Source organism: Vreelandella mediterranea (assembly GCF_970647075.1).
The window spans coordinates 3708600-3721309 of record NZ_OZ310198.1; the positions used below are offsets into that span (position 1 = coordinate 3708600).

The following is a 12710-nucleotide window of genomic DNA, read 5'->3' on the forward strand; positions in this document are numbered from 1 at the left end:
ACAGTGTCGAATACCGCTTCACTATGGGTTGAAGAGCCCGCCCACGCTGATATTGGTGACATCGCCGGTAAGCTTGTCCACCACGCGCACCACGAGCTGGCCGCCGTTGTCGCTGACCACTACGTTGAACTCGCCGCTATCGAAAGAGCCCTGATTGACGTTACCCGCGCCTACATCGGAAATCAGCTGTGAAATCAGCCGGCTTTCCAGGTTCTGAACCAAACGGTCCGTGGAGGAGAGCTGCTGTATGCTGCGTGCATTGGGGTCGGTGTTGGTGTCTTGCGCCTGCGCCTTACCCAGCAGATACGTGCCCATGAAGGGGTCGCCACCAAAGGATGGGTTCAGCGGCCGGTACACCAGATCCCCTGCCAACGCAGCGCTCCCCCCGGCAAGCGCTACCACCGCGATAGTGCCTAGCCACAGGGGGTGTCGTTTGACGTTCATTATCGTAATTCCTCACTTCCCAGGTCTTTATCGAAGGTCAGGGTGGTAGCCAACTGCTCGCGCAGCAGCGCGTCCTGAACGATTTGCACGGCCTCTTCTGCCGCTTGATCCGCCTGATTGATGCGTGGCGAAAGCTGTGTACGGAAATACATCTGGTTGCCCTGCAGGATCCAAAGCTGGCTTCCCCAGCGGGCATCCGGACGCTCCTGAACAATGAGGGTCGCGTTATTGATCAGCGGATTACCCATGGCCCGCTGGCTAAAAGCGCGGTAGAAGGTCTTGCCTGCCATGGTGATGGTGCGGTCGACCATCACACCGGTCAGCTCGCTGCTACCGTAGCCGCGCGGCTCAACCTCGGCCCCGTCAGGGCCGGAGAGACGGTTGATCGCATCGACCGCTGCCTGCTCGTTTCCCGGCAGCGAGTCGCTTGCCGATACCGGTCCCGCAAGCGCCAGTGACAGCGCACCCAACAGCAGAAGCGTGCGATACAAGACCATGGTCGTTTTCTCGTTAGGGTTTAGCGCCCGCGCTGCAGGCTACGCGCCGTCTCGATATTGGGCAGGATGGGGCCGAGATTCTGGTGGATCCAGTTCAGCGCTTGAATACGGTTATGCACATTGATCTTTCTAAAGATGTTGTAAAGGTGCGATTTGACCGTGTGCTCGCTGACAAAAAGCTTTTCTGCGATCTGCTGGTTGGAGGACCCGCCGCTGAGAAGCGAGATGATCTCCATCTCCCGGTTGGTCAGCCCGCAGGCCGGGCGGAACGCATTGCTTTGGTATTTGCGGTAAAAAATGATCAGCCGCGCCATTAAATCGCGGGACATCCAAAGCTCTTCGTTGAGCAGGGCGTGAATGCCCTTGCAGATCACCTCGAGACTCTCGTTACGGTAGAACACCCCCTTGAGCTGGGAGCAGGAGAGGGCTTCCAGGGCGTGATCCATGTCGCGGATGTTAAACGCCGCCAGCGGCGCCTGGGAGAGCGACTCGGGAAGCTTCTCCTGCCAATCCGGGATGGCGTCGACGCTGACGTGGTCGGCATCCACCAGCAGAAGCTGTTTGCCGATAGTGGCCTCCGGCAGTGAAACCCCGGGGGCATACAGATGAATGGTGTAACCCGTCTGCTTATTCAAATACTCGGCAAACAAGTGAGACTGAGGGCTTTTTTCGGTGACGATATACACCACGCCCGGGGTTTTGTGCTGCGCCATTGATAACCCTCCGGCTGCTAATAAAGTGTGAGACGATCATGGGCAGATTGTTACCTATAATAATTTTTTAGTAAAGTTATGTTACTAAAAATGTTCGAATAGTAATGCTCATGGAAGTATGCGATTAGGAAATATAGGGGTAAAAACTGGATGCGCGGCAGCAGACGGCCGGTGGGAGGCCGTACTGATGACGAGGCATCTTTAGCTGGCGTGCGGTTAGGCGTAAACTGAGCGGCTCTTACTGGGAGGTTACGCCATGTCCGCCGTCAATACGCTTGTGTTAGCCAGTGGCAATGCTGGCAAGTTAAAAGAGTTCAAACAGCTTTTGGCCCCCTTGATGCTCGATGTGCGCCTGCAGTCGGAGTTTGGCGTTCATGACGTAGAAGAGACCGGATTGACCTTCGTCGAAAATGCGCTGCTCAAGGCGCGCGAGGCCAGCCGGGTTAGCGGGTTGCCGGCGCTGGCCGATGACTCGGGTTTGGAAGTCGACGCGCTCCACGGTGCCCCGGGGATCTACTCGGCGCGCTTTGCCGGCGAGCCCAAAAGCGATGAACGCAACAACGAAAAACTCTTGAGTGCGCTTGCCGATTGCGCCGAGGGCCAGCGTAGCGGGCGCTACTGGTGCGTGCTGGTGTACCTGCGCCACGCCGAGGATCCGGTACCGATTATCGTTCAGCGCAGTTGGGACGGTGAGATTCTCGCCCATCCGCGAGGCGAAAACGGTTTCGGTTACGACCCGCTTTTCTGGCTACCCGAGCAGAGCATGAGCGTGGCCGAGCTGCCCGCGGATACCAAAAATCGACTGAGCCATCGCGGCCGCGCCCTGCAGGGCCTGGTCGATTTTTTGAAGGTGGCGCATGGGTAGTACCCCGCCGCTTTCGCTTTATATCCACACCCCCTGGTGCGTTCGCAAGTGCCCTTATTGCGACTTCAACTCCCACGAGCCGACTTCCCAGGCGCTGCCGGAAAAGGCCTATCTCGCGGCGCTTTTAAGTGACCTGGACGATGACCTGGCCCTGGCCGACGGGCGCGAACTCGCCACGATCTTTATCGGCGGCGGCACGCCGAGTTTGCTCTCGCCGGCGTTTTACCGACGCCTTTTAGGCGAAGTACAGGCGCGACTGCCCTTCGCCCCGAATATCGAAATCACGCTGGAAGCCAACCCGGGCACCACCGAACAGGCGCGCTTCGTTGGCTACCGGGAGGCGGGGATCAACCGTCTTTCGATCGGCACCCAAAGCTTTCAAAGCGCTCAGCTCGAGGCCCTTGGACGCATTCACAGCGCCGATGAAGCCATCAAGGCAGTGGGCCATGCCCGCGTGGCGGGCTTTGATAACCTGAATATCGACCTGATGCACGGTCTGCCGGGCCAGACACCTACGCTTGCCCTGGAGGATATCGACCAGGCGCTGGCGCTTTCGCCGGAGCATCTCTCCTGGTATCAGCTAACGCTCGAACCCAACACCGCATTTCATTCAAGCCCCCCGGTACTCCCCGAAGAGGAGGCGCTTTGGGATATTCAGGAGCGAGGCCACGAGCGTCTCGTCAAGGCGGGTCTTTCACGTTACGAAATATCCGCCTATGCAAGGCCTGGTAAGGCAAGCCGTCATAACCTCAACTACTGGCAGTTCGGCGACTACCTGGGGATAGGCGCCGGTGCCCACGGCAAACTTTCGCACATAGGGGCGGATGGCCGCTGGACGATCGAGCGGCGCTGGAAAACCCGCCAGCCCGACGCCTATCTTCGCCGCCACTCCGACCCGCGCGGCTTTATCGCCGGCAAATCGGTGATCGAGCCTTCCGAGCTTCCGCTTGAGTTTGCCATGAACGCGCTACGCCTGACCGACGGTGTCGACATGGCGCTGTGGCCTGCCTACACCGGTCAGCCGCTAGAGACTTTGTTGGCGCGCTTGCACGGTGCCGACAAAAAAGGACTTTTGATGGAAATGCCCGAAAAACTACGTGCATCGCCGCAAGGTCTATTATTCTTGAACGAGCTGCTTGGGCAAATCAGTGACGACTAGCCCGGCAGCCTGGTTAATCAAATAAGTTTTTTAAGGAGTGAGTGATGCGTATTTCTCAACTGCTGACCCCGGTAGCCGCCGCCCTTTTAATTGCCGGCTGTGCTTCCTCTGACCCTTACGGTGGCCAATCGCAGCGCTCCAGCACCGGTATGGGAACAGGTATTGGTGCCGCGGTAGGGGCGGCGGCCGGCGCGCTTTCCGGTGATGGTTCCACCAGCCGCCGCGACCGTGCCTTGATCGGCGCCGCCGTGGGTGCCGCTGCCGGTGCCGGTGTCGGCGCTTATATGGACCGCCAGGAGAATCAGCTGCGCGAAAGCCTGCAGGGCTCGCGGATCGAAATCGACCGCCGCGGCGACGATATCGTCCTCAACATGCCCAGCAGCGTAACCTTTGGCTTCGACTCTTCCGAGCTTACCGGTGAAGCACGCAGTGCGCTCAACGAAGTGGCCAACGTGCTCACTCAGTACGCCGATACTCGCGTGAACATCGCCGGCCATACCGACAGCGTCGGTAATGCGGACTACAACCAGCGCCTCTCCGAGCGCCGCGCGCAGGCGGTCGGCAGCTACCTGGGCCAAAACGGTGTCTCTTCATCGCGTCTTAACACCCGCGGCTACGGCGCCAATCAACCGGTGGCCACCAACGACACCGACCAGGGTCGCGCGCAGAACCGCCGCGTTGAAATTACCCTGACGCCCACCGGTAACGGCCAGGGTCAGCAAGGCCAGCAGGGCCAGGGCAGCGGCTACTAAACGGCTGATGCTCCGGTAGGCCGGTAGGCTCAAACGCCCCGGCCAAGGCCTTTAATCCGAGCCCGCTATTATTTGATAGCGGGCTTTTTTTACACCGCGTTGTGAACCGCTATGCTCTCTTATCAACACGCCTACCACGCCGGCAACTTTGCCGATGTCCACAAGCACCTTACGCTTTACGCCGTCACTGGTTATCTATTACGTAAAGAAAGCGCTATTACATATATGGATACTCATGCGGGTCGAGGGCTCTATCCTCTGGATACCAGGGAGGCCTTGAAGCTCGAAGAGCACCGCGAGGGGGTCATGCCTCTCTGGCAGGCGCGGGAGCAGCTCGACGAGCCACTTTTGAACGAATGGCTGGCGCGTATTCAGACGATCCAGCCAAAAAGTGGCCCGTTGAGCCACTACCCGGGCTCGCCCTGGTGGCTTTCCCAGCGGCTTCGCGAGCAAGACGCGCTGCGCCTTTGCGAGCTGCACCCGCGGGAGCACGCCGAACTCGACGCCCAAGCGCTACCGCCAGCGGCAAAGCGCCTTTATGGCGACGGTCTGGAAGAGCTCAAAAAGCGTGTGCCGGTCAAAACACCGCGACTTTGCGTATTGATCGACCCAAGCTATGAGCAAAAAGCGGAGTACCGCGAGGTGGCCGACGCCGTGATTCACGCCCTCGAAAAGGTCCGCCACGCGGTCATCATGATCTGGTATCCACTGCTTCCGGCGGGGCATCACCACACGCTAATGGAGACGTTAAAGACCAGCGGCGTGCGCAAGATATGGCGTAGCGAGCTACACCGCGCCCCCGCTGGGCAAAGTCACGGTATGTACGCAAGCGGCATGCTGGTGATCAACCCGCCCTGGGGACTCGATGAGCATCTAAAGGGGGCCATGGACAGGGTTACCCCGCTTCTGGGCAAGGAGAGCCGCTACCAGGCGCAGTGGCTGGTAGCGGAGTAAACAAGCCGTTCGCGGGGCGTTTAAAGGACCTCGAGGGTCGATTTGACCCGGTCCAGCGCCACCAGGGTGCGAAACCACTTAACGTTGGGGTTTTCGTGGAGAAGCGCATCGCAGATTTGCTGGAAGCGGCGCATGCTGGGGACCAGTAACACCAGCATGAAGTCCGCTTCGCCGGTGACGTAGTAGCACTGCTGGATTTCAGGGCCGGAGAAGCGAGCTTTCAGCGCGTCCAGGTCCGCGGCGTGGGTCTTGTCTGCGCGTACTTCTACGAAGATAGTGATCACCTGACCCAGCTTGTCCGGGTCGAGTACCGCCACGTTTGCTTTTATGTAGCCTTCCTTTTTGAGCCGCTGAATGCGCCGCTGTACGGAGGCGGTGGAGAGATGCACCGTCTCGGCCAGTTCGCGAAGCGGCGTCTGGCACTCCTTCTGTAAATGTTTGAGTAGCGAACGGTCGTAGTCGTCCAGGGCCATGCTGATCACTCTGTGAGAAAATTTATCAATGTAAGGCGTTAATTCGAGCGCCTTTATCGTATTCGATGCAATAAAGTATCGCGACACTGCTTGGCCCGGATACGCTTTATGCAAACCACCCCTAACACGGCGCTCGGCGTCGTCTTGAACGTGACGGCTTCGCTTTTTTTCGCGCTTCTGTTCGCCTATACGTCGCTGCTGGATACGCTCGATGGTGGGGAAATATACGGTTGGCGGATGCTGCTCACCTTTCCCTGCCTAACGTTTTTTATTCTGCTGCGTGGCCATGGCGGACAGGTGGCGCTCGTTTATCGGCGGCTCAAGGCCGAGCGCTACTTCTGGGCAACCCGATTACTCGGCGCGGCGCTCCTTGCGCTCCAGCTGTGGCTTTTCATGTGGGCGCCGGGCAATGGCCAGGGGCTTGCGGTGTCGCTTGGGTACTTTCTGATGCCGATCACCATGGTCATCGTTGGCCGTCTAGCCTTCAAGGATCGCCTGTCGCGCTTTCAGACGCTCGCTAGACTGCTCGCTCTGGCGGGGGCGCTCAATCAACTGCTGTTTTCCCAGGCGCTTGCCTGGCCAACGCTTCTGGTGAGCCTTGGCTATCCGCTCTATTTCTGGCTGCGCCGGGTGACCGATACCAACCACATTGGCGGTCTCTGGTTCGATATGCTGCTGGCCCTGCCGGTCAGCGTCTATTTCATCGTTCAAGGCGGGGAGGTGCTGGGCGCCGCCAGCATCGCGCCGCTTGGCCTGGTGCTCGGCCTTGGGCTGTTAAGCGCCCTGGCGCTGGTGTTTCAGGCGCTCTCGGCGCCGCTTCTCAACCTGAGTCTTTTCGGCCTGCTGGTCTATGTCGAGCCTTTACTGTTGTTCGTGGTGGCGCTAGGGATGGGGGAGTCGGTCAGCGCGAACGAGTGGCCAACCTATGCCGCCATTTGGCTGGCTGTGGCGGTGCTCTGTGTGGAAGGTGGGCTTGGGGTGAAAAGGGCAAGGCAGCGCCCGCGTAGGGCCTTCTGACCGCACTATTAAAATGATTCACGCAGTATCAAGAAAAGATCACTTTTGTCCCTGCCAGGTTTGCGCGAGCATGGGGCATCGAGAAACACCCAAACAGAGCAGGAGAGTACGATGAGCGAACATAAAGCCCCTTTTCGCGCCGATGTCGTCGGCAGCCTGCTGCGCCCGGCGGCGATCAAGAACGCCCGTGAAAAAAGCCAAAGCGACCTGCGTCAAATAGAAGACGCGGCGATCAAGCACGCCGTCGCCGAGCAGTGCCAGTGCGGCTTGAAGGTGGTCACCGACGGCGAGTTCCGTCGTGCCTGGTGGCACTTCGACTTCTTCGAGGGCCTGGAAGGCGTGGAAGGCTACGACGCGGAGCAAGGCATCCAGTTTTCCGGCGTGCAGACCAAATCGCGCAACGTGCGCGTGACCGGAAAGCTTGGCTTTGGCGCGCACCCGATGCTCGAAGATTTCAAATATCTGGCGAGTATCAGCGACGGCGCCACGCCCAAGATGACCATCCCAAGCCCTAGCGTGCTGCACTTTCGCGGCGGGCGTAATGTTGTAAGTCGCGACGTGTATCCCGATATCGACGACTTCTTTGACGATCTGGCCCAGGTCTACAAGGAGGCGATTCAGGCGTTTTACGCTGCGGGCTGTCGCTACCTGCAGCTCGACGATACCGTCTGGGCGTATCTCTGCTCCGACGAGCAGCGCGCCCAGGTCATCGAGCGCGGCGAAGACCCGGACGAACTCGCTCAAACCTACGCGCGGGTGATCAACGAGGCGCTGGCGGACAAGCCTTCTGACCTGGTAGTGGGCATGCACGTCTGCCGGGGCAATTTCCGCTCGACCTGGATCTCCGAGGGCGGCTACGAGCCGGTCGCCGAGCTGCTGTTCGGAACGGTGGCCATCGATGCCTTCTTTTTGGAGTACGACTCCGACCGCGCCGGCGGCTTCGAGCCGCTGCGCTTTATCAAGCCCGGTCATCAGAAGGCGGTGCTTGGCCTGGTGACGACCAAAACCGGTGAGCTCGAAGACCCGCAGGCGATCAAGGCGCGTATTTATGAGGCGGCCCAGTACGTCCCGCTCGAGCAGCTCTGCCTGAGCACCCAGTGCGGCTTTGCCTCTACCGAAGAGGGCAACGCGATCACCGAGGCCGAGCAGCAGGCCAAGCTCGAGCTGGTGGTTCGCGTCGCCCGCGAGGTCTGGGGTGACTAGCTCCGTTTCACTGCCCTGGGGCATGAAGCCGTTACCCGGGTAGTCACCTTATTCGCCGTTTTGTGTTTTGACCGAACCCCGCCAGCGCCTGGCGGGGTTTTTTGTGTGCAGACGTGGCGGGGAGATAAAGAGGTGTCGTGTTGGTAAACCGTACCTATCTTCCGGTAGGTAGCATATGGCGCCGCTCTTACTTGGCTCGCTTACGAGGCTCCTCTTAGTGTTTTATTTAGAACCTTGCAAGCAAAGTGAGCGCTTACTAACATAGCGCCGAGTCGCCTTACTTGCCAATACAGAAACTGCCGAAAATCTCGCCCAGCAGGTCGTCGGCGCTGAACTCGCCGGTGATCTCGCCAAGCGAGGCTTGAGCGTCGCGCAGATCCTCGGCAAGCAGCTCGCCAGCGCCCATGCCTTCGAGCTGGGCACGGCCGTTGTCCAGTGCCGCCATGGCCCGGTCCAGCGCGTCCAGGTGGCGCCGCCTGGCCGAGAAGCGCCCTTCGGTGGTGGCGGCAAAGCCCATCACGTCTTTCAGGTGGGTTTTTAAGTTATCCACACCCGCCCCGGTTTTCGCCGACAGGCGTAGCGTCGGGGTGGCGGCCGCCTCGTCGAGCCCGGCGTCTTCCTGGCTTTCATCGATCTTGTTGCGCACCAGCGTCAGGCGACTCTGATCGGGTAGGCGGGCGACGAACTCGGGCCAGATGTCCATTGGGTCCGTGGCCTCGGTGGTCGAGGCGTCCACCATCAAAAGCACCCGGTCGGCACGCTCGATCTCCTCCCAAGCGCGGGCTACGCCAATCTTCTCCACCGCATCCGGGGTGTCTCTAAGCCCGGCGGTGTCGATGATGTGTAGCGGCATGCCGTCGATGTGAATATGCTCGCGCAGCACGTCCCGGGTGGTGCCGGCGATCTCGGTGACGATCGCCGTCTCCTGCTCGGTCAGGGTATTTAAAAGGCTCGATTTACCCGCGTTGGGCCGCCCGGCGATCACCACGCTCATGCCCTCGCGCAAAAGCGCGCCCTGGCCCGCGGCGCGGCGCACTTCAGAAAGCGACTGCTGGACCTCATTGAGGCGGTTGGCCACGTGGCCGTCGGCGAGAAAGTCGATCTCCTCTTCGGGAAAATCGATGGCGGCTTCCACGTAGACCCGCAGCGCGATCAAGTGCTCGACGAGCTGGGCTACCCGGTTGGAGAACTCGCCCTGCAGCGAACGCACGGCGTTTTGGGCCGCCGAGCGCGAGGTCGCATCGATCAAGTCGGCGATCGCCTCGGCCTGGGCCAAATCGAGCTTGTCGTTCAAAAAGGCGCGCTCGGAGAACTCGCCAGGCCTTGCCAGACGCGCGCCAAGGGCTACGCAGCGCTCGAGCAGCATATCCATGATGACCGGACCGCCGTGGCCCTGCAGCTCCAGTACGTCTTCGCCGGTAAACGAGTTCGGGCCCTCGAATACGAGCGCCACGCCTTCGTCGATGATGGCGTTTTCGCCGTGAAAGGCGCCGTAGTGAGCGTAACGCGGGGTAGGGTAGCGTCCCAGGATGGCACGGGCGATATCGCCGCAGGCGGGCCCGGAGACGCGAATGATGCCGACACCGCCGCGTCCGGGCGGGGTGGCAAGAGCGGTGATCGTGTCCTGGGTATAAAGTCGTTGTGCCATGGCACGCCTCCTGGATGAATGGCGGTATTGTGAATTTGTCCGGCCTTGAACGCCAGACCCCCGCACGAGGGCGGGGGTCTGGTGAGTCAAGCGAGGGGGGCGATTACTTGGTTCGCATCCCTTTACCGACACTGGGGTCGTTCTCGATGCGCCGGGTAATGAAGTACTGCTGCGCCACCGAGATGATGTTGTTGACCACCCAGTAGATGACCAGGCCTGCCGGGAACCACAAAAAGAAGAAGGTAAAGATGATGGGAAGCATCTTCATGATCTTCGCCTGCATGGGATCCGGCGGAGTCGGGTTGAGCATCTGCTGAACGAACATCGAAATGCCCATCAAAATCGGCAGGATGAAGTAGGGATCCTTCACCGAGAGATCCTGAATCCAGAACATGAACGGTGCGTGACGCAACTCAACGGACTCCAGCAGCATCCAGTAAAGCGCGATGAACACCGGCATCTGAACCAGAATCGGAAGACAGCCGCCCAGCGGGTTGATCTTCTCTTTCTGGTAGAACTTCATCATCTCCTGAGACATCTTCTGACGGTCGTCGCCGTACATCTCCTTGAGACGCTGCATCTCCGGGCCGAGCTTGCGCATCCGAGCCATCGACTTGTACGCCTTGGCGGAGAGCGGGAAGAGCACGGTTTTGACCAGTACGGTCAGCAGTACGATCGACCAACCCCAGTTACCGACGATGTCCTGGATCTTGTCCAGCAGCCAGAAAAGCGGGTTGGCGATGAACCAGAGCCAGCCGTAGTCCACGGTGAGCTGGAGGTTGGGCGCGACCTGTTCCAGGTAGTCCTGCACCTTGGGGCCCATGTAGAGCGTAGCGCCCAGCGTCGCTTCGCCTTCGGCGGCAACGTTACTGGTCGGGCCGGCAAAGGCCACCACGTTGCGATCGCGTGCGTCGGTGGTGACGTAGTAGAGGTTTTGCTGGTTCTGCGACGGTGCCCAGGCCGAAACGAAGTAGTGCTGGATCATCGCGATCCAGCCGCCTTCGGCTTCGCGGTTTTCAAAGCTCGAGCTTTGAATGTCGTCGAAATCGATCTTGTCGTAACGCGTGTCCGGCGTGGAGTACGCCGCACCCATGTAGGAGTTCATGCCCAAGGTGACGCCGCTGGAGGGGTCCGGGCTGTTGTCCCGGGCAAGCTGGCCGATAAAGCGGGCGCTGACCGGGTTCTCGGTGTTGTTGGCCACGAAGTAGCTGACGTCCACTGCGTAACTATCGCGCTCAAACGTCAACCGCTTGGTGACGTCGACGCCGTTGACCTCGGCGGTCATGTCGACCTCGAGGGTCTGCTCCTCGTTACCCAGGCGGTATTCGTTGCGCGCCGGCGTGAAGGCGATACGGCTTGCCTGACCGTCCAGCTGAATGCCCGAACGCGCGACGTAGCTGCGCGTGGTGTTGTCCGAGAGCAGCACGTAGTTGCGCTCGGAGTCCAGGGTCATCTTGTGCTGGGGCAGGGCGGCGAACACGATATCCCCGCCGTAGGGGTCGATACGTACATCGAGTACATCGGTGGTGACGGCGATGAAGTCGCGACCTTCGGATTCACCGGCTGCTTCTGCCGGCATCTCTTCGTTGGCGCTACCCTGGGGGGCGCCGGTACTGGGTACGGTCAAGTCATTGTTGGCCGACTCGGTATTGGCCCCGGTACTTTCACGCTGGGTGATGTCCGGCGTCGAGTCGTAGCTGGTTTGCCCGTAGTCCTGATTCCACTGAATCACTAGAAGATAGGCCAGTACAGCCAGTGGAATCAGCAATAAAAGTCGTTTTACGTCCATGAGGGTTCTGCCCGATGGGTGGTGAACATGCTAATGGCGCGGCGTCATTTACTCGGCCCAAGACACACGAAAGCCTGCCCTAAGGCAGGCCGAGGCCGAGCGGCGGAGTGTGTGATCAAGCGCCATGCGTAGCGTTAGCAAGCGGGGGAGGCGGTGGTGCTGCCAAGGCGTCGCGCTGAAGTCGTTTCCACATGCCGTGTAGCTGGCGATAAAGTGTTTCATTATCGATATCCTGAACACCGCGCTTGGCCAATATCACTATATCCACAGAGGGTAAGCGGTGTTGGCGAAGCCGAACGGATTCTCTAACGAGACGCTTGAAGCGGTTACGGTCAACGGCACGCTTGACGTTTTTCTTGCTGACCACCAGTCCAACGCGAGGATGACCTCGGGTATTGAAGCGTGCGAGCGCCATCATACCTTTGCCATGGACTTTCAGGTCTGCCTGCTCAAATACGTAGCTGAAATCCCCGGCGTTCAGTAAACGTAAACCCCGGGGATAGCCTTGATGCGACACACGCAATCCGAAATCAGGCGCTCAGACGCTTACGGCCTTTGGCGCGACGGCGTGTAATGACAGCACGGCCATTTTTGGTTGCCATACGAGCACGGAAGCCATGCGCGCGCTTGCGCTTAAGAACGCTGGGTTGAAAAGTGCGTTTCATAACTCGTTATTCCCACGTGGTTTAGGACGAAAGTGAATTCCAAACGACCCGGTCCAGTGAGGAACTAGCCGGGGAGATCCAATTCAAGACCGGAAATTGTAGAGACTTCGGCGCCGCGGTGCAATTTTTCTGCGCACAAAAAACGCTAAATATGCGCTAACGGCTCGTAACATGCCTTTAATGGACGCCTTTGACGCAACTACTATTACTAATGAAGTTATTTAAAACTTGTTGTTATTAATAGTGGGGATACTATTTGTGGATAAGTGTTTTTATTTTTTTATAAACAAACTGTTATAGGCATAAAAAATGTGTGCATAAACCGTAGAAAAGCGGCTTGTAAGGTGTGTGGCAGGTGTGGACGACCGGGTAAAAAAGCCCCTGTGGATGGTTTATCCGCAGCGTCTACGCGACTTGTCCCAAAAGCTCATCGCAAGTTGTCCACAGGCCGAAATGAGCCCCTTGCACGTGTGGATAACCAGCTCTTTGGGCGCTACAATAGGCGGCCGTTTTCAACTGATGGTGAGATGA

Annotated in this window: 14 protein-coding genes; 6 read left to right on the forward strand and 8 right to left on the reverse strand. The window is 59.2% G+C overall.

Features of this window, described 5'->3' with window-relative positions:
• Window positions 1–21 precede the first annotated feature (21 nt).
• From ACWFVE_RS17125 to ACWFVE_RS17135, 3 genes are read right to left on the reverse strand one after another with little or no spacing between them, the layout of a single operon-like run.
• A complete protein-coding gene (locus ACWFVE_RS17125) occupies window positions 22–444 on the reverse strand; it encodes a curli assembly protein CsgF (protein ID WP_447530468.1) in 423 nt (140 codons plus the stop codon).
• Window positions 444–941 (reverse strand): CsgE family curli-type amyloid fiber assembly protein, encoded by a 498-nt coding sequence (locus ACWFVE_RS17130; protein WP_447530469.1) that lies wholly within the window; start codon window positions 939–941, stop codon window positions 444–446. Before ACWFVE_RS17130 ends, ACWFVE_RS17125 begins: the two co-directional genes overlap by 1 nt.
• Before the next feature lie 20 nt (window positions 942–961).
• On the reverse strand, window positions 962–1654 hold the full coding sequence (locus ACWFVE_RS17135) for a LuxR C-terminal-related transcriptional regulator (RefSeq protein ID WP_447530470.1): 693 nt from the start codon (window positions 1652–1654) through the stop codon (window positions 962–964).
• Window positions 1655–1910: 256 nt separating this feature from the next.
• Between ACWFVE_RS17135 and rdgB the strand changes: the two genes are divergently transcribed.
• From rdgB to ACWFVE_RS17155, 4 genes are all read left to right on the forward strand, one after another.
• Complete coding sequence (rdgB, locus tag ACWFVE_RS17140; protein ID WP_447530471.1) at window positions 1911–2519, forward strand: RdgB/HAM1 family non-canonical purine NTP pyrophosphatase; 609 nt, start codon at window positions 1911–1913, stop codon at window positions 2517–2519.
• Window positions 2512–3678, forward strand: coding sequence for a radical SAM family heme chaperone HemW (gene hemW / locus ACWFVE_RS17145; protein ID WP_447530472.1), 1167 nt, complete (start codon window positions 2512–2514; stop codon window positions 3676–3678). The genes rdgB and hemW overlap by 8 nt, the downstream gene beginning before the upstream one ends.
• A 44-nt stretch (window positions 3679–3722) precedes the next feature.
• Window positions 3723–4430, forward strand: coding sequence for an OmpA family protein (locus tag ACWFVE_RS17150; protein ID WP_447530473.1), 708 nt, complete (start codon window positions 3723–3725; stop codon window positions 4428–4430).
• Between the two features lie 111 nt (window positions 4431–4541).
• Window positions 4542–5384, forward strand: a complete 843-nt coding sequence (locus ACWFVE_RS17155) for a 23S rRNA (adenine(2030)-N(6))-methyltransferase RlmJ (RefSeq protein WP_447530474.1) — start codon at window positions 4542–4544, stop codon at window positions 5382–5384.
• Window positions 5385–5404: 20 nt separating this feature from the next.
• Here ACWFVE_RS17155 and ACWFVE_RS17160 read toward each other — a convergent pair whose 3' ends face one another.
• Complete coding sequence (locus ACWFVE_RS17160) at window positions 5405–5857, reverse strand: Lrp/AsnC family transcriptional regulator (protein WP_447530475.1); 453 nt, start codon at window positions 5855–5857, stop codon at window positions 5405–5407.
• A gap of 108 nt (window positions 5858–5965) precedes the next feature.
• Here ACWFVE_RS17160 and rarD point away from each other — a divergent pair, with 108 nt between their 5' ends.
• Entirely contained in the window at window positions 5966–6874 is a 909-nt protein-coding gene (gene rarD / locus ACWFVE_RS17165) for an EamA family transporter RarD (protein ID WP_447530476.1), read from the forward strand.
• Between the two features lie 111 nt (window positions 6875–6985).
• On the forward strand, window positions 6986–8077 hold the full coding sequence (locus ACWFVE_RS17170) for a cobalamin-independent methionine synthase II family protein (protein WP_447530477.1): 1092 nt from the start codon (window positions 6986–6988) through the stop codon (window positions 8075–8077).
• 277 nt (window positions 8078–8354) lie between these two features.
• On the opposite strand, the gene mnmE is transcribed toward ACWFVE_RS17170, so the two are convergent.
• The 4 genes from mnmE to rpmH all read right to left on the reverse strand — a co-directional run bounded on the left by mnmE (window position 8355) and on the right by rpmH (window position 12179).
• A complete protein-coding gene (gene mnmE, locus ACWFVE_RS17175; RefSeq protein WP_447530478.1) occupies window positions 8355–9725 on the reverse strand; it encodes a tRNA uridine-5-carboxymethylaminomethyl(34) synthesis GTPase MnmE in 1371 nt (456 codons plus the stop codon).
• Window positions 9726–9828: 103 nt separating this feature from the next.
• Complete coding sequence (gene yidC, locus ACWFVE_RS17180) at window positions 9829–11514, reverse strand: membrane protein insertase YidC (protein WP_447530479.1); 1686 nt, start codon at window positions 11512–11514, stop codon at window positions 9829–9831.
• Between the two features lie 115 nt (window positions 11515–11629).
• Window positions 11630–12031 (reverse strand): ribonuclease P protein component, encoded by a 402-nt coding sequence (gene rnpA, locus ACWFVE_RS17185; RefSeq protein WP_447530480.1) that lies wholly within the window; start codon window positions 12029–12031, stop codon window positions 11630–11632.
• 13 nt (window positions 12032–12044) lie between these two features.
• Window positions 12045–12179, reverse strand: a complete 135-nt coding sequence (gene rpmH / locus ACWFVE_RS17190) for a 50S ribosomal protein L34 (RefSeq protein WP_447530481.1) — start codon at window positions 12177–12179, stop codon at window positions 12045–12047.
• Window positions 12180–12710: the final 531 nt, after the last annotated feature.